Source organism: Streptomyces noursei ATCC 11455 (genome assembly GCF_001704275.1).
In the GTDB taxonomy this organism is placed as follows: Bacteria; Actinomycetota; Actinomycetes; order Streptomycetales; family Streptomycetaceae; genus Streptomyces; species Streptomyces noursei.
Genome location: NZ_CP011533.1, coordinates 8,229,923 through 8,252,107, shown reverse-complemented (window position 1 = coordinate 8,252,107; position 22,185 = coordinate 8,229,923). Strand labels below are relative to the sequence as shown.

Genomic DNA, 22,185 nt, shown 5'->3' with positions numbered 1-22,185 from the left:
GGGCCGACAGTCGGCCCGGCCCCTGGGGCTGTCCGGCTGACAGCAGCCGGTGTCAGTACTGGATGGTGTGGTTGTAGAGGATGTTCTGGGCCGTCGAGCCGCTGTCCAGGCCGTAGTCGGGCCGGTCGTTGACGAAGTACTCGCGGAAGCTGGACTGCCAGGTCCGGGACATCATGGTGTTGCTCTTCATCCAGCCGCCGTCGACCTGGGACCACAGGTCGACCAGCGCGGTGGCCACGCGGGCCTCACAGGCGTCGCCCGGGTCGATGCCGTTCGTGGAGCGGTCATTGGCGAGGTTCATGGAGCTGCCGTTGCCCCAGAAGTACGTGGTGTCGTTGAAGGTGTGGAACGCCACCGCGTTGGCGAAGCCCTCGGTCCAACCGCAGCTGGTGGAGGAGGTGCGGTTGACGTAGTGGGGCGAGCAGTTGCTCACGTTCGGCCACCAGCCCTTGTAGAGCTTGCCCATGAGGGCGTGGCCCGCTTCGTGGACGGTGGTGTGCTCGGAGTCGGGGTCGTTGTCCGCAAGGTGGATCTTGTCTTCGCCGGTGCTCCAGTACGTGCCGTCGGTGGAGCCGGGGTACCACTGGACGGTGATCGGGGTGCAGTGGCCGTCCTGCTGGCTGCTTGCCCAGCAGTTGGTCGTGGAACCGCGGTTCCACCACAGCTTGTTGAGGGTGTCGAGGGCGTGCCAGGCACGGCTCTGACCGTCGTTGGCGTACACGTTGCCCAGGCTGGTGCTGGACGAGATGTTGTTCATCGAGTACGTGGCGGTGGCGTAGAGGTGGCCGCCGCCGTCGACCACCGACCACATCCGTCCGGCCTGGGTCTGGAACTCCACCCATGCCTGGGGGGTGACGGAGGCGCTCGGGGTGTAGCAGAGGTTGAACCTGCCGTCCCCGTTGCCGGTCATCCCCGTGGCGAGCCTCTGCGTACCGCTGTCAGCGGTCGGCTTGCCCCACAGGGTGACGTTGACGTTGCTGACCGGCTCGTCCCGGTTGGCCTTACCGTTCCAACTGCCGCCCTCGGCGGACTGGAAGCGGTTGCGGAAGGTGCCGCTGACGCAGACCTGGGCGTCGGACGTGGCCGCGGCGGTGGCGCGCGGGGAGGCCGGGGCCGAGGCAGCCGAGGCACGGACGGGGACAGGAGCGGGGGCAAGGGACTTCGGGGTGACCGGCCGTGCCGTGCGGGCGCCGGGCTCAGGGCGGTGGACCGGGGCCGCCTCGGCCTTGGTGACCGAGACGCCCTCGCCGGAGGATCCCTTGGACGTGCCGACGGTGAGTTCCACCGAGTCGTGCGCGGCGCGGCGCGGGTCGGGGCGGTCGATGTCGCTGATGTCCGCCTGGATCTGGGCGGGTCCGGCGGCGACGGCCTCGACCTTGAGCGTGACGCTGTGGGTGCCCGGGGTGAGAGCGAGCGTCTGGCTGGTGTGCTGGCCGAAGGCGTCCGTCGTGGGCTCGACGAAACCGGAACCCCCGCCGGATATTCGGAGGGCGGGCGGAAGTTGGACGGACAGGCCGGCGTGCTTGACGTCGGCCTGTGCCTGGACGTCCACCGTGAGGGTGGCCTGCTCGCCGACAGCAGGCAGATGGTCGAGGGAAGCGGTGACGCCGAGGCAGCTGAGCGGCGCCTCGGAGTTCTTGGCCGCGGGGCGGATCGTGCAGCTGCCGCCGGTCGGGATGGTCGTGCCCGCGAACGCGGACGGCACCACGACGATCGCCAGACAGGCACCTACGCCTGCCAGTGCGGTGAGAGCGGCGGGTCTCGTGACCCGTATTCGGGACATGGGCATGCCTTTCTGCGGCGCGCACGACCGCGGTCCGACACGACCGGATCCGGTGCACGCGAGCAGAGTTGTGAGGGGGGTTGGGGCACTGCGCCCGGGGCGCTGCAGACGTTCGACCACTGAATTAACCGTTGGTCAGAGCAACACCATGGGTAACAGTGGCCCGAACCATATACCGATGGCCTGCGCATGTCATCGCTCCGTGCGGAAGATGTGGATCAGGTGCGCGGCAGACGCGGACGAGCCGTTGTCGCCGACGGGGTCGCGCCTCGTCGCCCGCACCCGCCTCACGGATCCCGAACACATCGCCGAGTGGGACCTGCCGTCCCACCCCTCGGCCGTGGCGGACGCCCGCGCCGAAGTCACCCGACAGCTGACCGGCTGGGGGCTGGACGAGCAGGCGTTCACCACCGAACTGATCCTCAGCGAGCTGATCACCAACGCCATCCGCTACGCCCCCGGCCCGATCAAGGTCCGCCTCCTATACGACCGGACGCTGACCTGCGAAGTGACCGACACCAGCAGCACCTCACCGCTACATCGCCCGAGGCAAGGTCATCTGGGCCGAGCAGGCCGTGACCTGAGAGTCCGTGACCTGACCGAGGCAGGGCAGCGGCCGTGCACACCGGCTGGTCCACCGCGCGGCTGTCCGGCTCCGCCACCAGCCACGGCGCCGGCTCGGCGCGGCCCCGGCGGCTTCCCGGCGGCAGGGCCGTGACCGGCCCGCGGCCCCGTTCGTCCCACCGGCTCCGGCGGCCTTTCCCGGTGGCTCTCCGTGCACCGGCTCCGCATCCGCCCGGTCTCCCCGTCTGATGCGCCCAGAGGCGTACGCGCGTGCTGAAGGACCTCTTCGATTACAGTGGCCCGACGGTCCGCTCGGACCCCGCCCCGGACGCGACGGCGCGCCACGGTGAGAGCCAGCAGTTCCTCCTCCCCACGGGCCACCCCGAATCTCCGCCCTCGATGCCCGACGCTCGTCGAGGGGCGAGGCGGGTTCGTCGGTGTCGGACGCGACGGGCCCCACCTCCCCTACGAAAGGTTGACCGCGTGAACGATCGCATGGCACCGCCCGCCCTGCGCCCGATCCGGGGAGCGGCCCTCTGCGCCGTCGCCGCCCTTGTCCTCGCCGGCGCGACGTGGGCGGCCAGGGCCGTATGGCAGGTCCAGCTCGCCGCGGCCGGACAGCCGCCGTCCGGGCCGCCGGACCAGGGCGGCGGCCGGCACCGCCCGCTGACCGCGCTGGAGAACGCGTACCACGTCGTCAGTGCCGTGGGAGACGCGGTCACGGTGCTGTGCGCGCTCGCCTTCCTGGCCTGGCTGTGGCGCGTCCGGGACAACGCGCGCACCCTGTCGGGACAGCGCCCGCGCTACGCCTGGCCGTGGGTCTACGCAGGCTGGATCGTCCCCATCGCCAACCTGTGGATTCCCCGGGGGATCGTCGTGGACATCCACCGCGCCAGCGCCCCCGGTGAGCGCTTGCCGCGCGCCGTGAACTGGTGGTGGGGCCTGTGGCTGGTCGGCTTTCTGGGCGGAGCGGGCCTGTACGCCGGCACCACGGACGCCGCCATCGCCCGCGCCTATACGAACGCGGCCCTGCTGCTGGTGGTCGATGCGGCCGTCGTCGGCGCGGCCGCGGCCGGCGTCTTCGTCGTCCGCGCCCTCACCGCGGTACAGCAAGATCACATGCACTAGAGGATGAGGATCCTGACATCACGCCCGGCTCTCAGCCGTTCCATCCCCTTGCCCTTTGCCGTCAATCCGGGGTGAGTCGCGCGGACCAAGCCGGGTCTTCGTCGGTCTTCGGCCAGCCGTGTCCGAGGACCGACCGTTCGCCCCTTCGAAGCAGTCAGGCGATACCCGCATCAGTGAGCGCCCGACTCGTGGAGCGCTGCCGGGCCGCACTGGTCGAGGAACTCGGCGTTCACCCGAGGCTGGTGGTGCCGAGGTTCGCACGGGGCGCCGCACGCGACGGCCGTCGGGCCACCGCTCCGACGGGCGGAATCCGTACCGCCGCGGGCCGCGAATCCGCGCAACCCGCGAATGATGCGGATGCTACTTTTGCCGACACCCGAACGGCCCGGACGCGGAGGTTCGCGACGGTCCGCCGAGCGGCACGGGATCACGGTCGTGCGGGCCGCCGCGGGACACTCACCTACGTGCCGTATCCCGTGGCAGGACGCAGTGCCATGCCCGAAGCAGGAGGAGCCACCGCGTGACCAGCCGCATCACCCTCATCTCACCGGCGATCGGCCCGTCGCTGCGGCAGGGCCGCTTCGACGACGGCGGTTCGCTCGACGCCGGCGGAGCGGCACAGGCCAGGGCGGCGGCCGGTGCCCTGCCGGCCGCCGGCCGGGTCCGTGTCTCGCCCAGCGTGCGCTGTCGGGAGACGGCCGCGGCGCTCGGCCTCGACGGCGACCCGTCGGGCCCGGAGCTCGCGGGCCTGGACGTCGGCCGCTGGTCGGGGCGGACCCTCGACGACGTGGCGGCGGCCGAGCCCGAGGCGGTGGCCCGGTGGCTGACCGAGCCCGGCGCGGCGCCGCACGGCGGCGAGTCGGTGCGGGACCTGTGCGGGCGTGTCGCGCAGTGGCTGGACGCCTGCGGCCGGGCCGACGGCAGGACGCTCGCCGTGGTCGAACCGGAGGTCGTACGGGCGGTGGTGGTACACGTGCTGGGCGCGCCCGAGGAGGCGTTCTGGCGGATCGACGTGCCCCCGCTCACGGCCACCGAGGTCAGCGGTCGGTCCGGGCGCTGGAACCTGCGGCTCGGGCGCGCCCTCGCCTCCGGCGCGGAGCCCGGCAGCTGACGGCTGCGGCGGGTGTGCCGCGTGGGGTCAGTGGGCCTCGTCCCGGTGGCGGCGGAGCAGCTCCGCGATCGCGCGGCGCAGGCGGTCGGTGTCGGTGCGGCCGTCGGGGCCACCGACCAGGGCCTCCAGCTCCGAGAGCAGTCGCTCGGTCCGTTTGACCTGCTGGGCGAGCACCCGTACCCGCGCGCTCTGGCCGCCGATCTGGCGGCGGCTCGCGATCAGTCGCTCGTACTCCTCAAGGGTCAGCGCCACCGCCGCACGGCCGCCGAGGGTGATGTGACGCGGCTGGGGGGTTCTGGCCATACGGCTCCTCCGCTCGTCGCCTCCGGCGGCCCCGACCCGTGCCCCGATCGGGCGGGCCGGACCGGCCCGCCCGTGGTGTGTGACCGTGACCTCCGTCGTCGTGTCCGGCATAACGCAAAAGGGCCCTCGGAGAGTTCCGAAGGGCCCTTTTGTGTCCCAAACCCGTTCAGTTCGAGGCGGGAACCGTGTGTCCGGACGAGGCTCTCGCCGGCGCGGGATGCAGCTGCCGCTCGGCCAACTCACCGAAGAGCAGCCCGAATCCGCCCCACAGCACGGCCTGGACGGCCAGTGCGGAGAGCCGGAACCGCCACAGCAGGGCGGCCGGGAAGTCCTTCGGCACCTCGTTGACGACCGGCAGGAACTGGTACGCCAGCCCGATCACGACGACGAAGGCGGCCACCGCGACCACGGTCGCCCACCAGGTGCCCAGGCTGGGCGCGAGGCGCTTGCCCAGCTGGGTGGCGGCGACCGCCAGGAGGACGCTGAGCACCATCATCAGGAAGTACAGCGTGGTGCGCTTGCCGATGGTGTCCGGGTCGCCCACCGACGGCGGGTTGGCCGGGTACTTCAGGAACGGCACGACGTACACGGCCAGCAGTGCGGTGCCGGACAGCAGCAGTGCGGTGGCCCGGGGGCCGAAGCGTCCGACGCGGCCGAGTGCGAAGCAGAAGGCGAGGGCGGCGATGCCGCCGAAGGCCACTCCGTAGACCAGGACGCCGGTGGCGAGACCGGCGGTGGACTGCAGAGTGCGGGAGACGACCTCCATCTCGTGCTCGTGGGAGTGGGCCTCCTCGAAACCGATCGCGCTGTTGACGCTCGGCTCACCGAGGACGTAGGCGACGACGAGGGCCAGCACGCCGGCGCCCAGGCCGGCGAGCATGCCTCGTACGAGCAGATTTCTTACCGTTGCGGAGTTCATGCGGCTGGGGCGTCCCTTGCGTCAGTGGCAGGGGAAACCGAGCAGGTGGCGGGCGTCGTGGACCCACTCGTGCACGTCGGTGCCGCTGAACACGGACGTGGCGCCCTGCTCCGCGCCCACGAAGTAGAGCAGGACGAGCATCAGAACGCCGAAGAAGACCGCCCACGGAGCGATCGCCTTCAGCGGCAGCGTGGCGGGAACGACGGGAGTGGTGGATGTCGGCTGGGCAACGGTCTGCGCCATGGCAGAACCTCCTTCTGGGAGTTCGCGTCCCATCTCGGTGGTGCACAGGACGAGGGCCGCGGGTCTGACTCACGACACACCCCCGGGGGGCGTGTCGCACACAGTGGCGCGACCGTGCCGGATTTCCACCGGCTTCCGCTTCGCCGTCGTCGCTATCGAAGAGAAGGTACCGCGTGTCAGGTGCATCGCCAAGGCCGGGCCAACGCTCCTGCGCCGCACCCGACGGGTGCGGCCCGGCCGGTGGCTGGACGGGTCAGCGGTGGGTGAAGCGGGGCGGGCGCTTGTCGACGAAGGTCACGGTCTTGGTGCGGGTATAGAAGCGGATGGCGTCCGGTCCGTGCTGGTTGAGGTCGCCGAAGCCGGAGCGCTTCCAAGCCGCCGAAGGTGTGGTGGGCGACCGGCACCGGAATGGGCACGTTGACGCCGACCATGCCGGTGTTCACCCGCCGGGTGAAGTCGCGCGCCGTGTCGCCGTCCCGGGTGAACAGGGCGACGCCGTTGCCGAAGGCGTGCTCGCTGGGCAGCCGCAGGGCCTCCTCGTAGTCGGCGGCGCGGACGACGGACAGTACGGGCCCGAAGATCTCCTCCTGGTAGATCCGCATGTCCGGCGTGACGCGGTCGAAGAGCGACGCCCCGGCGAAGAACCCGTCCTCGTGGCCCGGCAGGGCGAAGTCCCGGCCGTCGACGACGAGTTCGGCGCCCTCGGCCACCCCCGCATCGACATAGGAACGCACCCGGTCCACCGCGTCCCGGCCGACCAGCGACCCGAAGTCCGCCTCGGGGTCGTCGCTCCGGCCCACCCGCAGCCCTCCGATGCGCTCCGCCAGTCGCGCGACGAGCGCCTCGGCGGTGGCCCTCGCCGACGGGGACGCGCCACGGAGACCGCCATGCAGCGCTCGTCCGCCGAGCCGTAGCCGGCACCGATCAACGCGTCCACCGCCTGGTCGAGGTCGGCGTCCGGCATCACGATCAGGTGGTTCTTGGCGCCGCCGAAGCACTGCGCGCGCTTGCCGTGGGCGGCGGCGGTGGCATACACGTGGGCGGCGATCGGCGTGGAGCCGCCGAAGCCGGGCGCCCCGACCCTGGGGGCCGTCAGCAGGGTGTCGACGGCTTCCTTGCCGCCGTTGACGACGTTCAGCACGCCCGGCGGCAGCCCCGCCGCCAGGAACAGTTCGGCGATCCGCAGCGGGACGGACGGGGCACGCTCGGAGGGATTGAGGATGACGGCGTTCCCGCAGGCCAGGGTCGGTGCCGCCGGCCAGAGCGGAATCATCGCGGGGAAGTTGAACGGGGTGATGCCGGCGGCCACCCCGATCGGGGCGTGCAGCAAGTGGACGTCGATTCCGGTGCCGGCATTGTCGGTGAACTCGCCCTTCAGCAGGTGCGGGACGCCGGCGGCGAACTCCACGACGTCCAGGCCGCGTTGGCCTCGGGCGCGTCGGCGATGGCGGCCTCGGTCTCACCGCGGGTGGCGAGCGGGACCCGGGCCTGGACCCCCGGCCGGTGTTGGGGTCGCATACGTCGCCGTAGGACCCCGAGGTTCCCGGGGTGTGGGTGCCGCCCACGAAGTGGGTGATGTCGCGGACGGGCTCATGGGTTCGTTCACGGACCATGGATTCCTGCTCTCGTCAGGTGGGATCCAGGGGATGGCGCGCTGACCGGGGCAGGCCCGCGCGTTGCGGGGCGTGCCTCAGTCGGTGGCGCGGGATCGCGTATGGCGCGAGGGTCGTCAGGCGGCGGGGGCCGCGGGGGCCCTCGTCCGCCGCCCCTTCCGCGCGCCACAGACACCACGGGACGCCACGCCGGACAGTCCGCGACATGCACGCGCGACGCGCCCCCGAACCCCGCTCGGCCCCGCTCCGCCCCCGCCCGTGACATCCGTCATACGGGCCGGCGCCGCGAACTACGGCGCATAGTAGAGCCCGCCACGGCGACAAATTGGGCTTTGTCCGCCTTGATCTGGCGATGACGCGCACATCGGGCGGCGCCCGCCGGCCTCCCTGACCCTTTCACCCATTCAACGGCGCACCACCGGCCCCTGACGTCACGCCAGACCCAAAGGGAGTCCGCGGGGAGCCGGGCAGCACGACCATCCGCCCGTGACAAGCCGGTACGGGGCCTACTACCACGGGTAGGAGAAAGCCCCATTGCCCCGGATATGCGGCGCTTCTCAGAATGACGGCCGGCGCGGCGCCCGCCCCACCCAGGCACCGGGAACGGGGCGGACCCGACCGTCCGACGGCGAACCGCAACGAACGAGCGAGGTCACGCATGAGCAAGCACCGCAGGACGCGGAACCACCGGCGGATAACGGTCGCCGCCCTCGCCGTGGCCGCCGTGGGCGTCCCCTCCGTCGCCATGGCCTGCCGCGGCGAACAGCCCTACGAGGCAGGGCACTTCCACCACCACCGGACGGGCGCGGTGTCGGCGGCACCCGCCTCGGCTCCGAACGCCGCCGCCTCCGCCGCCTCCGCCGCGCCGACCTCCGGCACGACGGCCCGCGTACTGGAACTCGTCAACAAGGAGCGCGGCAAGGCCGGCTGCTCCCCCTTGACCCTCAACGCAAAGCTGACAAAGGCCGCCCAAGCCCACAGCAAGGACATGGCGGACCACCACAACATGTCGCATACCGGATCCGACGGGTCCGACCCGGGTGCCCGGCTCACGAGCGCCGGCTACCACTGGAACAGCTACGGCGAGAACGTCGCCTACGGCTACACCACCCCGGAGAGCGTGATGGTGGGCTGGATGTCCAGCGCCGGCCACAAGCGCAACATCCTCGACTGCTCGTTCAAGGAGATCGGCGTCGGCCTCGCACAGCCCGGCAACTACTGGACGCAGGATTTCGGCACCGCCTCGTAGCCGCGACGCATCATCGGGCCACGGTCCTGGGTATCGGGTAACGGGGGTCGGTTGCCGGTGACGGGCAAAGGAGCCTGGCGTGATCGAGTTAGCCAGTGTGATCAGGGATCTCAGGGCGGAGCTGGAACAGGCGATCACCGCCGCGGAGGGTGAGGCGCTTCGCTTCGAACTGGGACCCGTCGAGCTGGAGGTGTCGGTCGCGCTGGAGCGGACGGCACAGGGCGGGGCGAAGGTGCGGTTCTGGGTGGTGGAGGCCGGGGCGGAGGCGACCGCCGGCGCCACCACGACCCAACGCATCAAACTGGCCCTGCAGCCGACCCTGGCCGGGACGAACGCTCACCCGTTCGTCTCCGGCCCGGCCGACGCCCACGAACAGTGACTCCCGCGCCGAGCGGGACCGGGGAGCCGGCGGGACTCGACCCGGCACGGGCGGTCCAGATCATCACCACCCGCCCCTCGGGCGCGGGCCGGCGCGGCTCGGGCTACCGGATGACCGGGGACGTGGTGCTCACCGCCGCGCACGTGATCGGCGACGCGGCATCGGTTCAGGTGCGGTTCGTCCATCAGGACGGCAGCGTGCGGGACGTGCCCGGCGAGACGGTCTGGGCGGACGTCCCCGCGGACATCGCCCTGCTGAAGATCGCGGACGGGGCGGGCCCCGACGAGCGGTACGCCGTCGAGGTGCCGCCGGTGCGATTCGCCCGCGTCGGGCAGCCGGTGGACTGCGCGGCGCTCGGGTTCCCGAGGTTCAAGCTGCGCCGCGACGCCGCGTCGCCGGAGCGCGATCCCCTCGCCTCCTACCGGGACACCCACCACGCACTCGGCCAGGCCGTCCCGCTGTCGAACCAGCGCCAGGGCACCCTGGAGATCGCCAGGCTGGCGGCCCCGGAGCACGACCAGGCCCCGGACCGTTCGCCCTGGGAAGGGATGTCGGGGGCCGCGGTGTGGAGCGAAGGGTGCCTGATCGGCATCGTCAGCGAGCACCACCGCTCCGACGGGCTCGGCAGACTCACCGCGCGCCCGGTGCACCGCTGGTACGCGGGGCTGTCCCCGGCCCGGATCGGCGAGTTGGGCGAGCTCATCGGCCTGCCGCCCGATGCCGACCGACTCGACCGGCTCCCCCGCCCGTCCCCACCGCCGCCCGACGGCCCGCCGGAGCTGCGGGAGGCGGTCAGGAAACTCGCCGCCACGGTCCACGACCAGTGGGACAGGGAGGAGCGGCGGCGCAAGGTGCACGACCCGATGCCGCTGACCGTGCGGTTCCGGCTCGCGGACGCGGGACTGTTCGACCACTGGGCCAACATCCGCCGGTCCGCACCCGGAACGGACCCGGGCCCACTGCCGCTGGCCGGCCGACTTCAGCACATGGTGCGGGTGTACCGGTCCGTTCCGTCCGCTCGGCTGGTGGTGCTCGGTGCGGCCGGTTCGGGCAAGACGATCCTCACCCTGCGCTTCGTCCTCGACCGGCTCGGCGACCGCTCCCCCGACGACCCGGTACCCGTGATCTTCGGCCTGGGCGCGTGGGACCCCCGGAGCACCTCGCTGCGCGACTGGATGTGCGACCAGTTGGTGCGCGACTACGGCCTGGCGGCCCGGGACCCCGACATGCCCGGGCGCAACCTGGCCGGCGCCCTGGTGGACACCGGCCGGATCCTGCCCGTCCTCGACGGGTTCGACGAGATCGCAAGCGGCCTGCAGGGGGAAGCGCTCGACAAGCTCAACGCCACCACCACTCCGCTGCTGCTCACCAGCCGCCCCGCGCAGTACGCCCAGGCGGTGGCGGCGACCGACGTGCTCAGCGCCGCGGCCGTCGTCCAGCTGGACGACCTCACCCTCGGCGACCTCGCCGACTACCTGCCGCGCGCCAGTCGCCCCGGCGTGGACGGCGGGCTGCACGGCACGGTGTGGGAACCCGTCCTGGCCAGGCTCGGCACCCGGCCGCGCGACCGGGGCGCCCACAACGTCGCCACGGTGCTCACCACCCCGCTGATGGTCGCCATGGCACGCACCATCTACAGCGACGCGCCCGGCCGGGACCCTTCCGAGCTGCTCGACACCACCCGCTTCCGCACCGCCGACGACCTGCGCAAACACCTCCTGGCCGCGTTCACGCCCACCGCCTACCACCGCCCGCCGACCGACAGCGACCCCGCCACCGGCCGTCGCCGCCGACGGCACTGGGACCCCGAACGCGCCCACCACTGGCTCGGCTACCTCGCCGCGCACCTCACCCGACTCGACACCGCCGACCTCGCCTGGTGGCAACTGGGCACCACCCTGCGCCGCTCCACCCGGGTGCTGGTGGTCGGATTCCTCGCCGCGCTGTCCTTCGGCGTCACCACCGCGGTCGGCAACCTCCCCGTCGACCTGGTCGCCACCTCGCACGGCGCCCGGTTCGCGCTCGTTCGTGGGCTCGTCGTCGGGCTGCTGCACGGGCTCGTGGTCGGGTTCGCGTTCGGGATGGTGTACGCGTTCATCTCCCGGGGTGCGACGGAGCCGTCGCGGTTCCGCGTGCGGCTCTTCGGCAGGGGGAGACGGAGGCGTGCGCGGTTCCTCCCCCGGTTCACGGTCGGGCTCGCCTTCGGCACCCCGATCGCGCTGGTGTTGGTGCTGGTGGACAGGGGGGTGGTCGGGCCGCTCGGACTGGCGGACGGGCTCGACGGCGGCCTCCTGGGGGCGCTCATGTTCGTGCCCGGCGCCGGGCTCGGGATCGGACTGGTGTTGGGCATCGTTGCCTGGCTCGAAGTGCCCAGTGACATCAGATCCGCCGTCCGCCCCGCCGCGCTGCTGAACGACAACCGCAAGAACGTGGTCTTCCACATGCTCGTGTGGGCACTCGTCTTCGGACTGGCGGCCGGGGTCGCCAACGGGATCGTCGAAGGGCCGATGCGCGGGTTCCTGGCCGGTCTGGTGTTCGCGGGCGAAGCGGCCTTCGGATGCGGGCTCGGCTACGGGCTCAGCTGGACCGCCTGGGGGCAGTGGGTGGCGCTGTCGCGCATCTGGCTGCCACTGACCGGACGCGTGCCGTGGGCTCTGATCGCCTTCCTCAACGACGCCTGCGAGCGGGGCGTGTTGCGTCAGGCCGGTGCGGTATACCAGTTCCGCCACGCCGAACTCCGGGACCATCTGGCTCAGACCTTCCGGGAGCGCGACGACCAACGTCCCTTCCTGGACAGCTGAGTTCGCGATACTCGCCTACCCCGGTGGCCGATCCGATGACGGGTTGGTTCCGGGCGGTGACACGGCTATGACACGGCGGACGGATGCTCGTCGTACAGACACAGCTGCCTTATGGGGGAGGCAAGATGATCAGTGCAGAAGGAAGCCGACACCGGCGCGGTGCGGCCCGCGCCGTCCTGAGGGGTCCGGTGGCCCGTCGTGTCGTCACCGTGGCGACGACGGTGGGGGTGGCCGGCGGAATCGTGGGAGTCACCGGCGCCGCCCCGGCGGCGGCGGATCCGGTGTCGCGCACGCTCGCCTACACCTGCTCGATCCAGTCGTTCACTCAGACCGCAAGGGTGCGGATCGACGCGGACGTCCCCACCTCGACCGCGGTCGGGCAGCCCACCCCGCGGTTCGTCATCCGCGCCGGGGCGCCGTTGGGTTCGGCCGTCACCAGCGGGCTGAACTGGCTCGGCGTGAAGAGCGTCGAGGGCCGGGCGGACGCCCAGGTCCGCGTGGTCGCGCCGCACGGCGGCGGAACCACCACCGTGCCGTTCCAGGTTCCCAGGACCACCGTCCCGGACTCCGGTTCGCTCGTCGTCCGGGCGACCGGCACCGCACCGTCGCGTACCTTCGACCGGCCGGGCAGGGCGCAGATCACCGTGGGCGACCTCGTCCTGCACGTCGTGCCCAGGGAAGCCGACGGCAAGGTGTTCCGGGGCCCGATCGACGTGCCGTGCAAACTGGCCCCGCGACAGAACGACGTGGTGGCGTCCTTCGCCATCACGGCGAACCCGTCGGCCGGCTCGACGACGACCGGGAGCAACGGCTCGGCCGGCTCCGACGCCGCCGGGCCCGGGTCCGCGGCGCACACCGGGCCGTCCACCACCGACGGCACGCCCGGCTCGAGCGCATCCGGCGCTCCGGGCGAGGCGGGCGGCGCGGCCGGCCCGAACTCCCGTGACGGGAAGTCCAGTGGGGCTCGGCACCCGGAGGGCGGGGAGCGGTCCGGCACGAGCGCGCTCGGCGCGGCCGTCCCGTCCGGCAGCACCACCGCGATCGGCAGTCAGCACACCCGGAGCCTGGTCCTGCTGGCCGTGGGAGCGCTTGCGGTGGGGGCGCTCGCCCTCGTCTTCGCCCTCCGCTTCCGGGCGCGCCGCAAGTAGACGCCGGCGCCGAGGAGCGCAACGCCAGGCAGGCGCGCGATGGCTCACCCTGCCTGGCGTTCCTCCTGCGCGAGCGGCCCCTCGCCCGTCTCCTCGCCCAGCCCCTCGCCCAGTCCTTCGGCGACGTTCCGCAGGGCCTCCACGGACTCCATCATGAGGTGAGCCACTTCGGCGTACGCGGCCGCGACATCCGGCCGGTCGGCGGCCCGCGCGCCGTCCCGTCGGCTCTCGACCCCTGGCAGGATCCGGTCCGTGAGGTGCTTGAGGTAGCCGGCCAGATCCGACACCTCCACGTCGTCGGCGCTCGCGGAAGCCTCCTGGGCCGTCGGGTCCACGGACCCCTTCGCGCTGTTCGGCATACCAGCCTCCCCCTGAGTGTGCGCGGCGCGGCGCCCGCACCGAGACCGGCACCTTAAGCACCGCAGAGGCCCCAACTCGCCCACTTCAGAGGGGAATTGTCGTGATCCATATGCGGCGCACCCGTCGTGCCGGGGGCGCCGGGCCGGACAGACCCTAGCCTGCCCGGTGCGTGAACCCCGGGCACCCGTGGTGGATGTACCACTCGGTGGACAGCAGGCGGGCCCGATCGGCTGGGGGGAGGCCGGCGATGCGCCCCGGCAGGGCACCGCGCTCGACCTCGGTGCGGTGGGCCAGTACGGCGCCGAGCTTCTGCTCCAGCCACGGGCTCACATCGACGGTCGCGGTGACCCACTCGTCGGGGACGCTGTATCGCGCCCGGCCTGCCCTGACGAGGCGGTCTCCCAACGCCCGTGCGGCGGAGTGCGGGTGCGTGGCCAGGTGGAGCGCGCTCGGCTGCCAGGGGGCGCCGGCGTCCGGGTAGAGCTGTTCCCATCCGGCGGCCTGGACCGCGAGCGTGGTCACCCGGTGCGTGTGGCGGTGGTCCGTGTGGCCGGTCAGTCCGCCGTAGGCGTCGTGCGTGACGACGATGTCGGGGCGGAACTCCCGGATGTGTCCGACCACGAGCCGCACCGACTCGTCGAGCGGCGCCGCGCAGAACCGGGCGCGGCCCGGGGCCGACTGCGGCGCGCCGGCATCGGCGTAGCCCAGCAGGCGCGGGGCGCCAGCCCCGAGGATGCGCAGTGCGTCGGCCAGTTCCGCGGCGCGCCGGGTCTCCGCCGCCCAGGTGGCCGTGACGACCGCGGTCCGCGCCCCGGCGGCCGCGTGGCGGGCGAGCAGCCCGCCCGCCGATAGGGACTCGTCGTCCGGGTGGGCGAACACCGCCAGGAGGCTCGGCAGGGACATGGCCGGTCGGTCACCTTCCACGACGGGGCAGACGGGGTGCGGCGACCCTACCGCCCGCCGTTGACGACGGCCCGCGGCACCGCCCCGCCCTCGACGTGCCACTGCTTGAGGATCTTCGCGTACGCGCCGCTCGCGATGAGGCGGTCGAGCGCCTCCCGCACGGCGTCGCGCAGGGCCGTGTCGGTCTTGGCGACGGCGATGCCGAAGGGCACCGGGTCGAGCTGTGGGCCGCAGAGTTGGAGGGCGCCGCCGCCGGAGTGGGTCGCCGCGGTGTAGGCCGCGACCGCGAAGTCGTCGAGGCAGGCGAGCGAACGGCGTTGGGCGACGTCGGCGTAGACCTCGTCGGGTGTGTCGAACTTGCGCAGCGTCAGCTGCGCGGGGAACTGCCGGCTCACCTCGTCGAGGTAGCCCTGTGCGACCGAGCCGCGCTGGACCGCGACCGGCTTGCCCGAGAGGTCCGCCACCTTGCGGATGCCCTCCGGGTTGCCGTTGCGGACGACGAGCGAGAGCCCGGACGTGAAGTAGTCGATCAGGTCGACGCCGCGGCGCGTCGTCGAGCCGGTCGCGCGCCCCTCCTGACGGTCCTTGGTGTCGACCACCGCCGACATGACCAGGTCGAACCTGCCCGCGTCGAGGCCGGTGAGGAGGGAGTCGAAGGCGGCGTTCTGGAACGTGCAGCGCACGCCCAGTTCGCGGCCGAGGGCCTCGGCCAGATCGACGTCGAGACCGGTGGGCCCGCCGTTGCCGACGAACTCCATCGGGGCGTAGGTGAGGTCCGAGCCGACGGTGACGGTGCCCTTGTCGCGTATCGCCTGTGGCAGCCGGCCGTCCGGTTGCCCGGTCCCGCCGGGCTTGGCCGCGGCGCCGGCACCATCGGTGCCCTGCGCCCCGCCGTCCGGCCGGAGCGTCCAGGCCAGTGCCCCGCCACCGGCGACGACCCCGGCGGCGGTCAAGGCGGCGAGCATCCGGCGGCGGCTCGGCCCCGTGGCCGGGGGCTGCCCCTCCGGTGGCGGTGGTGGGCCGGGGCGGTGGGGCTGCCGGGGCGGAGCGGCGGACGGCGGGGGTTGCGGGGGATCCGTCATCGTGCGGGTCGGCAGTCCCTCGAAGCCGACGCTCGCGGGTGCCTGGGCCGGGGGCGGCGGCGTGGCGGTGTCCTGGGCGCGGGGGTCGCCGAGTTGGCTGGACAGCCGGCGGAGTTGTTCGGTGATCGGTTCCGGCAGCCAGTCACCGTACGGGCCCGGTGCGCCCACCCGCGCCACCAGGTCGGGGAGCGCGGGCCGCCGCCGCGGCTCCTTCGCCAGGCATGCCGCCGCCAACTCCTTGAGCGCGTGCGGAAGGTGGTCGATCTGCGGCTGCTCGTGCACGGTGCGGTACATCAGGACCTGCGGTTCGGCGCTCCCGTACGGGCCGTCGCCGGTCGCCGCGTAGACGATCACGCCGCCGAGGGCGAACACGTCCGCCGCCCCGGTGATGTCGGGGCCGGTCATGACCAGTTGCTCGGGCGCCATGAAACCCGGGGTGCCGAGGGCGGTGCCGGTCACGGTCAGCGCGGTGTCCGCGGCGGAGTGCGCGATGCCGAAGTCGATGACCCGTGGGCCGGCGGCGGTGAGCAGGATGTTGGACGGCTTGAGGTCCCGGTGCACCAGACCCTGTTCCTGCACCGCCGACAGGGCCTGGAGCAGTCCGGCCGTGAGCAGCCGCACCGTGTGCTCGGGCAGCGGCCCCCAGTCGTGCACGGCGGAGCTGAGCGGGAGGCCCGGTACGTACTCGGTCGCCATCCACGGCACGTCGTCCTGCGGCGCGGCATCGACCACCGGCGCGACGAACGGTCCCCCGACCCGACCGGCGGCGGCCACCTCGCGGGCGAACCGCTTGCGGAAACCGTGGTCGTCGGCGAGTTCGGACCGCGCGGTCTTCACCGCGACCGTCCGGCCGTCGCCCGCGCGGCCGAGATAGACCCGTCCCATCCCGCCGCCACCGAGCAGCCCGATAATGCGGAACGGTCCGATCTGTCGCGGATCGTCCTTTGCCAGCGGTCGCACCCGTACCCCCCGTACCAGCAGTTGCGTACCGCAGTATCCCGCAACCGCGCGGGTGCGCTGACGGGAGGGCGACGCGAAAGGCCCTTGTGCCGGTCCGGCGGCCTGTAGTGCGCTGATTTTCATGAGGAGCATGAGGAAGCGGAGCATTGCCATGGTGGCCGCCGTGTTGGTCGCCGGCTCCCTGTGCGCGGGCGCGCCGAATCCGCGCGCGCAGGCGGCCGGTGGCGGCGCGGACGACCGGCGGACACCGGAGGATTCGGCCACCGGCACGGGGTCGGCGGGCCCGGAGTCCACGCATCGGGAGTCCGCGCGCCTGGGGGTCGATCTGGACACCGTGACGATTCCGGAACTGCAGGCCCGTATGGCGGACGGGTCGCTGACCTCGTCGGCGCTGACCGCCGCCTATCTGCGCCGGATCGAGGCCGTCGACCCGAAGGTCAACGCGGTGCTGCGCACCGACCCGACGGCCCTGGAGCAGGCGGCGGCCAGCGACGCCCGGCATCGCCGCGGTGCGGCCCGCGGCCCGCTCGACGGCATCCCCGTGCTGCTGAAGGACAACGTGGACACCCACGACCTGCCCACGACGGCCGGGTCGCTGGCGCTGGCCGGCCGACCGCCGCAGCGCGACGCCGTCCTGGTGACCCGGCTGCGCGACGCGGGCGCGGTGCTCCTCGGCAAGACCAATCTGTCCGAGTGGGCGAACTTCCGTGCGACCAAGCCGACCTCGGGCTGGTCGGCGGTCGGCGGGCAGACCCACAACCCCTATGTCCTGGACCGGAACCCGTGCGGGTCGTCCGCCGGTTCGGCCGCCGCGCTGGCCGCGTCCCTGGCGCAGGTGGCGATCGGCACCGAGACGGACGGCTCCATCGTGTGCGCGGCCGGCATGAACGGGGTGGTCGGCCACAAGCCCACCCTGGGACTGGTCAGTCAGGCCGGCGTGGTCCCGATCTCGGCCGAGCAGGACACCGCGGGGCCCATGGCACGCCATGTGGTCGACGCCGCACTGACCCTGTCGGTGCTCACCGGTGGCGACGCCCGGCGGCCGGGCGATGCGGCCGACCTCCTCGGCTCCCCGGACGAACTGAGCCGCGCCGGCACGCTGCGCGGCAAACGGATCGGCCTGTGGCGGCTGCCCGAGCTGGGACCGGCCGTGGATGCCGTGACGACCCGGACCGCGGCGAAGCTGCGCAGCGCGGGCGCCGAGGTCGTCGAGGTGACGCCGCCGTACCAGAAGCGCCTGGCGGAGCTCGAATTCCCGGCGCTGCTCTCCGAGTTCCACCGGGACATCGACGCCTATCTCACCACCCGCGACGGGCCGCGGGACCTCGCCGGGCTGATCGCGTTCAACCGGGCCCACCCGGCGGAGCGGACCTGCTTCGCCGGCCAGGAGCTGTTCGAGCGGGCCCTTGCCGCGCCGCCCACCACCGACCCGCAATACCGCGCCGCACGGGCCGAGTTGCGGGATCTCTCCCGGCGTTCGATCGACGAGACCATGGCCGCCCATCGGCTGGACGCGATCGCCGCGCCGACGAATCCACCGGCCTGGACGACCGACTGCGCGCGGGGCGACAACGACATCGTCCCGTCCTCGACCCCCGCGGCCGTGGCGGGCTACCCCTCGCTGTCGGTGCCCGCCGGGTTCGTGCACGAGTTGCCGGTGGGTCTGCTCCTGATGGCCGGTGGCCACCAGGACGGCCGGCTCCTGGCGCTGGGGGCCGCGGTGGAGCACCGGCTGCACGCCTGGCGGGCACCGCGCTATCTGCCGACGGTGTGAGCCGACCGCCGTGCCCGTCATCCCCCGATGACTGGGCGGACAGGCCCTAATACTGCAACGGTGTTTGTGCTGATGGTTGGGCCGTTTTATGGGCTGTGGCCGCGTCGTTTGTAGTGGCTGGTGCGGGCTTGGCCTTGGCGTTTACGGGGTCATGAAGACCGCGGCGCCGCCCCGTCGACCGGCGGGGCGGCGGGCGGTCGCCTCAGCCCGTCCACTCGTCCGCGAGGACCGACCAGACCTCGGTGTCGTGCCGGACTCCCCCGTACGGGAACTGGCTGCGCAGCACACCGTCGCGGCGCATGCCCAGGCGGCGGGCCGCAGCGACGCTGCGCTTGTTGGCCGGGCTGGTGCGCCATTCCACGCGGCTCATCCCGCGCTCGCGGAACGCCCAGTCGATCAGGATCCGGCTCGCCCGGTGCACCAGTCCACGGCCTTCGCCGGCCGCTTCCAACCAGCAACCGATCTCGCAGACCCCCAGCGCGGCATCGAACTGCGGGAACATCACGCCGCCGACCAGCACGCCCTCCAGCCAGATGCCGTAGATCCGCGCACCGTCCTTGGCCTGGCCGTCGGCGTAGCCCTGGAGGACGTTGATCGCGGACGCCAGGTCCGTGCTCCGCGTCGCCCACGGGATCCAGGGGTCCACGGTGGGCCGGGCGCGATCGATGTGGTCGAGGAACTCCTGTGCCTGCCAGGGCTCCAAGGGCCGCAGCTCGGCGCTGTCATCAAGCGGCAAGGCGAACACGGGGTCCTCCATCGGTCGATCGCTCCGCCAGCGCGTCGGCCGGCGGACGAAGGTGCATAACAAGCGTTCGGTACGTATTCTAGATGCTTATGCCGCCCGCTCCCGTCGATCACGAATCCCGCCGCGAGGACGTCTCCCAGGCGGTGTGGCGGGTACTGGCCGCCAAGGGGTTCGGCGGCCTGACCCTGCGCGCCGTGGCGGCCGAGATGGACGTCTCCACCGGCCTGCTGATGCACTACTTCCCCACCAAGCGGGCCCTGGTCGTCCATGCCCTGGAACTGCTGGAGAAGAGCAGCGCGGAACGCCCCCGACGGGCCCGCCCGCGCGAGGGGCTCGCCGCGCTCCGCGCCGTCCTGTTGGACTTCCTGCCGATCGGCCAGGAGAACACCGCCCGCAACCGGATCTGGGTCAGCTCCTGGGACCTGGCCCTCGCCGACCAGGGGCTCCACGCCGACCAGGCGGAACGCTACGTCCGCATCCGCGCGGCGGTCCGCCCCCATCTGGAAGCCGCCATGGCGCTCGACGAACTCCCCGCCGGCGCCGACCTCGACCAACTCGCCACCATGGCCGTCGCCTTCGCCCACGGCTTGGTGGTCCAGGCACTGTTCGACCCCGAGCGCTTTCCCCCGAAGGCGCAGACCGCGACGGTGGACCGCTTCGTCGACGCGCTGCGCGCCCCGGATGCGGCCGACTCCGAGCATCCGCTCGACCACGGCCCGGGCGGCGATCCGGCCGCCGCCGCGCGCCCTCCTCACGCGGACGGCGACCCGGCGATCCGCTTCTCGAACCAGTGATGGGCGTAGCGCTCCTGGTTGAACGCGGCGACCTCCTCGAAGCCGCAGGCGCGGTACAGGCCGATCGCGGCGGTCAGCGCCCGGTTGGTGTCGAGGCGCAGCCGGTCGCTGCCGTGTCGGGCGGCCCGCTCCTCCAGTTCGGCCAGGAACCGGCGACCGAGGCCCAGGCCCCGGGCCTGGGGAGCGACCCACATGCGTTTGACCTCGGCGGGCGCGTCGGCCGGGAGCTTCAGGCCGGCGCAACCGACGGGTTCGCCGTGCAGCCGGGCGACCAGCAACAGCCCGTGCGGAGGGCCGAGTTCGCCCGCGTCGGGCAGCAGGCTCCGTGCGGGGTCGAAGCCCGTCTCGAACCGCTCCTGCAGTTCGGTGAAGTAGGACCGCAGGCAGTACTGGGCATCGGGGTGGTCCGGGGCGACGGTCTCCAGCGCGACCGTGGCGGCGGTCAGCAGTCGGTCGACGTCGGCCATGGCGGCGACCAGTCGGGCGCGCTGGTCGGCGTTGAGCGGCTCCAGCAGGGAGCCGGCCAGCTCGTCGCTGCGGTGATCGAGCACGGCGCGCTCCGCGCGGCCCGCGTCGGTGAGGCGAGCGGTGCGCATCCGCCGGTCCTGGTGGTGCGGTTCCACCGTCACCAGGCCCTCCCGTTCCAGGGAACGCAGCAGCCGGCTGACGTACCCGGAGTCGAGCCCCAGTCGCTCGCGCAGCCGGCGCACGTCCCGGCCCTGCTCGCCGATCTCCCAGAGCAGCCGGGCCTCGCCGACGGGTCGGTCACGGCCCAGATACCGGTCGTGCAGCACGCCCACCCGCTCGGTGACGGCGCGGTTGAACCGCCGCACCTGCTCGATCTCCGTCGCGTCAGCCATTCTCTGACTCTAGTCAGAGAAAGCTGGGGGAAGCGAACGGCCCGCATCCGGGATCGGGAAACCGCCTTGCCCTCGACGATCGCCCCGGGCAGGGTCTCCCCCATGACGACACCCTCCGTGCGCCCCCTGGAAGTCGAGGACTGGGCCCGCTATCGCACGCTCCGCCTGGCAGCGCTGGCCGATGCGCCGCAGGCGTTCGGCTCCACCCTGGAGCGGGAGCAGGCATTCACCCAGGAGCAGTGGCGTGCGCGCCTGGCCCGCGGCGGCCAGTTCCTCGCCGAGGACGGGGACGAGGCATGCGGGCTGATCGGCGTCGTCCCGGAGGCTCCGGGCATCGCGCAGGTCGTGTCGATGTGGGTCCACCCCTCGGCGCGCGGGCGCGGGACCGGTGACCTACTGCTACTGACGGCGTTGCGCTGGGCACAGGACCACGGCTTTCCGCGGGTGGAGCTGTGGGTGACGGAGGGCAACGCACCCGCGGAACGACTCTATGCCCGCCACGGCTTCCAACGGACCGGGCGGGTGCAGTTGGTGCGGGAAGGGGAGCCCGGGAGGGAGTTCAGGATGGCACGCTCCGGGCCCGCCGGGGACGACCGCGCCGGGGACGCGACGGACTGACCGCCCGGCCACCGACGACGTGGCACGGCCGAACAGCCGCCGACCGGGGAGCCGTTGCCCCAGGCACGCCGATGACGGACAAGAGCCGCCTATACGACACATCGCCCGAAGGGTGCGCGGCGACGGTTGTACCATGTCAGCCGCACGGGAAAGCTCGCGGAGAGGCCCGCACGGAAACCGACGATGCCGAAACAGGTGGATCATCGCGAACGCCGCGAAGCGATCGCCCGAGCACTGTGGCGGGTGGTCGAGCAACGCGGCGTCACCCAGCTCTCGCTGCGCGAGGTCGCGCGCGAGGCGGGAATGTCCCACGGCCAGTTGCAGCACTACTTCGCCACCCGCGAGGCGATGCTCACCTTCGCGATGGACTTCGCCGCCGAGCAGACCACGCTGCGCGTCGATCGGGGCCTGGCCGAGCTCGGCGACCGTCCGCACCCCCGCGACGTGCTCCGGGTGATGCTCACGGAACTGCTCCCGCTGCACGCCGACGCCCGCGCGACCAGCCGGATGAGCGCCGCGTTCGTCCTGGAGGCGCTGCACGACGAGAACATCCGCGCGCGGGCGCGGGACGGCATCGCCCAAGGGCGGGCCGCCGTCGAGCAGTTGCTCCGCCGGGCCATCGCCGACGGGTACGTCCACCCCGACCGGGACCCGGTGGTCGAGACCCATCTGCTGCTCGCCCTCACCGGTTTCACCACCCTCCTCGAACTGCAGGTGATCGAGCCCAAGGACACCCTCACGGCCATCGATCAATATCTGGACCGCCTCTTCGTCGAAGACACCGAAGGCGCCGAGGACGCTCACGGCGCCGGATGACGGGGCGGTCCGCGCCCACCACAGCGGCACCG

Annotated in this window: 20 protein-coding genes, 1 pseudogene and 1 riboswitch; of the genes and pseudogenes, 11 read left to right on the top strand and 10 right to left on the bottom strand. The window is 72.7% G+C overall.

Going from position 1 to position 22,185, the window contains the following annotated elements; all coding sequences use genetic code 11:
• Positions 1-52: 52 nt before the first annotated feature.
• Positions 53-1,783, bottom strand: a complete 1,731-nt coding sequence (locus SNOUR_RS43670) for a mycolysin (RefSeq protein WP_079143074.1) — start codon at positions 1,781-1,783, stop codon at positions 53-55.
• A gap of 211 nt (positions 1,784-1,994) precedes the next feature.
• Between SNOUR_RS43670 and SNOUR_RS49320 the strand changes: the two genes are divergently transcribed.
• The 3 genes from SNOUR_RS49320 (at position 1,995) to SNOUR_RS35305 (ending at position 4,586) form a co-directional block, all read left to right on the top strand.
• Positions 1,995-2,501, top strand: coding sequence for an ATP-binding protein (locus SNOUR_RS49320; RefSeq protein ID WP_067355262.1), 507 nt, complete (start codon positions 1,995-1,997; stop codon positions 2,499-2,501).
• Between the two features lie 329 nt (positions 2,502-2,830).
• On the top strand, positions 2,831-3,475 hold the full coding sequence (locus SNOUR_RS35310; RefSeq protein WP_376738560.1) for a DUF4328 domain-containing protein: 645 nt from the start codon (positions 2,831-2,833) through the stop codon (positions 3,473-3,475).
• 520 nt (positions 3,476-3,995) lie between these two features.
• Positions 3,996-4,586 (top strand): histidine phosphatase family protein, encoded by a 591-nt coding sequence (locus SNOUR_RS35305; RefSeq protein ID WP_067355258.1) that lies wholly within the window; start codon positions 3,996-3,998, stop codon positions 4,584-4,586.
• Between the two features lie 27 nt (positions 4,587-4,613).
• Here the strand turns inward: SNOUR_RS35305 and SNOUR_RS35300 are convergent, their stop codons facing one another.
• From SNOUR_RS35300 to mmsA, 4 genes and pseudogenes are all read right to left on the bottom strand, one after another.
• Positions 4,614-4,889, bottom strand: a complete 276-nt coding sequence (locus SNOUR_RS35300; RefSeq protein WP_067355255.1) for a hypothetical protein — start codon at positions 4,887-4,889, stop codon at positions 4,614-4,616.
• A gap of 166 nt (positions 4,890-5,055) precedes the next feature.
• Positions 5,056-5,808, bottom strand: a complete 753-nt coding sequence (locus tag SNOUR_RS35295) for a CbtA family protein (RefSeq protein WP_067355252.1) — start codon at positions 5,806-5,808, stop codon at positions 5,056-5,058.
• A 21-nt stretch (positions 5,809-5,829) separates the two neighbouring features.
• Entirely contained in the window at positions 5,830-6,051 is a 222-nt protein-coding gene (locus SNOUR_RS35290; RefSeq protein WP_039638686.1) for a CbtB domain-containing protein, read from the bottom strand.
• A gap of 37 nt (positions 6,052-6,088) precedes the next feature.
• Positions 6,089-6,236, bottom strand: a riboswitch (cobalamin riboswitch).
• 68 nt (positions 6,237-6,304) lie between these two features.
• A pseudogene (gene mmsA / locus SNOUR_RS35285) lies at positions 6,305-7,664 on the bottom strand (CoA-acylating methylmalonate-semialdehyde dehydrogenase).
• Positions 7,665-8,322: 658 nt separating this feature from the next.
• Here mmsA and SNOUR_RS35280 point away from each other — a divergent pair.
• From SNOUR_RS35280 to SNOUR_RS35265, 4 genes are all read left to right on the top strand, one after another.
• Positions 8,323-8,913 carry a CAP domain-containing protein gene (locus SNOUR_RS35280; RefSeq protein ID WP_067355249.1) on the top strand — a complete coding sequence of 197 codons (591 nt, stop codon included), beginning with the start codon at positions 8,323-8,325 and terminating at the stop codon, positions 8,911-8,913.
• Positions 8,914-8,992: 79 nt separating this feature from the next.
• On the top strand, positions 8,993-9,292 hold the full coding sequence (locus tag SNOUR_RS35275; protein WP_067355248.1) for a trypco2 family protein: 300 nt from the start codon (positions 8,993-8,995) through the stop codon (positions 9,290-9,292).
• Positions 9,289-12,093: a trypsin-like peptidase domain-containing protein gene (locus SNOUR_RS35270; RefSeq protein WP_079143073.1), complete on the top strand. Its 2,805-nt coding sequence runs from the start codon at positions 9,289-9,291 to the stop codon at positions 12,091-12,093. Before SNOUR_RS35275 ends, SNOUR_RS35270 begins: the two co-directional genes overlap by 4 nt.
• A 125-nt stretch (positions 12,094-12,218) precedes the next feature.
• The gene (locus SNOUR_RS35265; RefSeq protein ID WP_159425977.1) at positions 12,219-13,241 is read left to right on the top strand and encodes a DUF6801 domain-containing protein; all 1,023 of its coding nucleotides are present in this window, start codon (positions 12,219-12,221) and stop codon (positions 13,239-13,241) included.
• A gap of 44 nt (positions 13,242-13,285) precedes the next feature.
• Here the strand turns inward: SNOUR_RS35265 and SNOUR_RS35260 are convergent, their stop codons facing one another.
• The 3 genes from SNOUR_RS35260 to SNOUR_RS35250 form a co-directional block, all read right to left on the bottom strand.
• The gene (locus tag SNOUR_RS35260; RefSeq protein WP_067355244.1) at positions 13,286-13,600 is read right to left on the bottom strand and encodes a hypothetical protein; all 315 of its coding nucleotides are present in this window, start codon (positions 13,598-13,600) and stop codon (positions 13,286-13,288) included.
• A 154-nt stretch (positions 13,601-13,754) separates the two neighbouring features.
• Complete coding sequence (locus tag SNOUR_RS35255; protein WP_067355241.1) at positions 13,755-14,504, bottom strand: PIG-L deacetylase family protein; 750 nt, start codon at positions 14,502-14,504, stop codon at positions 13,755-13,757.
• A gap of 47 nt (positions 14,505-14,551) precedes the next feature.
• Positions 14,552-16,546 (bottom strand): bifunctional serine/threonine-protein kinase/transporter substrate-binding domain-containing protein, encoded by a 1,995-nt coding sequence (locus SNOUR_RS35250; protein ID WP_067355239.1) that lies wholly within the window; start codon positions 16,544-16,546, stop codon positions 14,552-14,554.
• A 130-nt stretch (positions 16,547-16,676) separates the two neighbouring features.
• Between SNOUR_RS35250 and SNOUR_RS35245 the strand changes: the two genes are divergently transcribed.
• Positions 16,677-18,320, top strand: a complete 1,644-nt coding sequence (locus SNOUR_RS35245; RefSeq protein ID WP_067355236.1) for an amidase — start codon at positions 16,677-16,679, stop codon at positions 18,318-18,320.
• A gap of 202 nt (positions 18,321-18,522) precedes the next feature.
• Here SNOUR_RS35245 and SNOUR_RS35240 read toward each other — a convergent pair whose 3' ends face one another.
• Entirely contained in the window at positions 18,523-19,065 is a 543-nt protein-coding gene (locus tag SNOUR_RS35240; protein WP_067359044.1) for a GNAT family N-acetyltransferase, read from the bottom strand.
• Positions 19,066-19,154: 89 nt separating this feature from the next.
• Between SNOUR_RS35240 and SNOUR_RS35235 the strand changes: the two genes are divergently transcribed.
• A complete protein-coding gene (locus SNOUR_RS35235) occupies positions 19,155-19,859 on the top strand; it encodes a TetR/AcrR family transcriptional regulator (RefSeq protein ID WP_099055747.1) in 705 nt (234 codons plus the stop codon).
• Here the strand turns inward: SNOUR_RS35235 and SNOUR_RS35230 are convergent.
• Positions 19,817-20,719 (bottom strand): helix-turn-helix domain-containing GNAT family N-acetyltransferase, encoded by a 903-nt coding sequence (locus SNOUR_RS35230; RefSeq protein WP_067355234.1) that lies wholly within the window; start codon positions 20,717-20,719, stop codon positions 19,817-19,819. The genes SNOUR_RS35235 and SNOUR_RS35230 overlap by 43 nt on opposite strands.
• 102 nt (positions 20,720-20,821) lie before the next feature.
• Here SNOUR_RS35230 and SNOUR_RS35225 point away from each other — a divergent pair, with 102 nt between their 5' ends.
• Positions 20,822-21,337 carry a GNAT family N-acetyltransferase gene (locus SNOUR_RS35225; protein WP_067359043.1) on the top strand — a complete coding sequence of 172 codons (516 nt, stop codon included), beginning with the start codon at positions 20,822-20,824 and terminating at the stop codon, positions 21,335-21,337.
• 183 nt (positions 21,338-21,520) lie between these two features.
• Positions 21,521-22,153 (top strand): TetR/AcrR family transcriptional regulator, encoded by a 633-nt coding sequence (locus tag SNOUR_RS35220; RefSeq protein ID WP_067355232.1) that lies wholly within the window; start codon positions 21,521-21,523, stop codon positions 22,151-22,153.
• Positions 22,154-22,185 lie beyond the last annotated feature (32 nt).

Bases quoted from the DNA above. Each gene is read 5' to 3' on its own strand.
- SNOUR_RS35290 (WP_039638686.1), bottom strand. From the start codon at position 6,051: ATGGCGCAGACCGTTGCCCAGCCGACATCCACCACTCCCGTCGTTCCC.
- SNOUR_RS49320 (WP_067355262.1), top strand. From the start codon at position 1,995: ATGTGGATCAGGTGCGCGGCAGACGCGGACGAGCCGTTGTCGCCGACG.
- SNOUR_RS35255 (WP_067355241.1), bottom strand. From the start codon at position 14,504: ATGTCCCTGCCGAGCCTCCTGGCGGTGTTCGCCCACCCGGACGACGAG.
- SNOUR_RS35300 (WP_067355255.1), bottom strand. From the start codon at position 4,889: ATGGCCAGAACCCCCCAGCCGCGTCACATCACCCTCGGCGGCCGTGCG.
- SNOUR_RS35295 (WP_067355252.1), bottom strand. From the start codon at position 5,808: ATGAACTCCGCAACGGTAAGAAATCTGCTCGTACGAGGCATGCTCGCC.
- SNOUR_RS35220 (WP_067355232.1), top strand. From the start codon at position 21,521: ATGCCGAAACAGGTGGATCATCGCGAACGCCGCGAAGCGATCGCCCGA.
- SNOUR_RS35230 (WP_067355234.1), bottom strand. From the start codon at position 20,719: ATGGCTGACGCGACGGAGATCGAGCAGGTGCGGCGGTTCAACCGCGCC.
- SNOUR_RS35225 (WP_067359043.1), top strand. From the start codon at position 20,822: ATGACGACACCCTCCGTGCGCCCCCTGGAAGTCGAGGACTGGGCCCGC.
- SNOUR_RS35245 (WP_067355236.1), top strand. From the start codon at position 16,677: ATGAGGAAGCGGAGCATTGCCATGGTGGCCGCCGTGTTGGTCGCCGGC.
- SNOUR_RS35265 (WP_159425977.1), top strand. From the start codon at position 12,219: ATGATCAGTGCAGAAGGAAGCCGACACCGGCGCGGTGCGGCCCGCGCC.
- SNOUR_RS35260 (WP_067355244.1), bottom strand. From the start codon at position 13,600: ATGCCGAACAGCGCGAAGGGGTCCGTGGACCCGACGGCCCAGGAGGCT.
- SNOUR_RS35280 (WP_067355249.1), top strand. From the start codon at position 8,323: ATGAGCAAGCACCGCAGGACGCGGAACCACCGGCGGATAACGGTCGCC.
- SNOUR_RS35235 (WP_099055747.1), top strand. From the start codon at position 19,155: ATGCCGCCCGCTCCCGTCGATCACGAATCCCGCCGCGAGGACGTCTCC.
- SNOUR_RS43670 (WP_079143074.1), bottom strand. From the start codon at position 1,783: ATGTCCCGAATACGGGTCACGAGACCCGCCGCTCTCACCGCACTGGCA.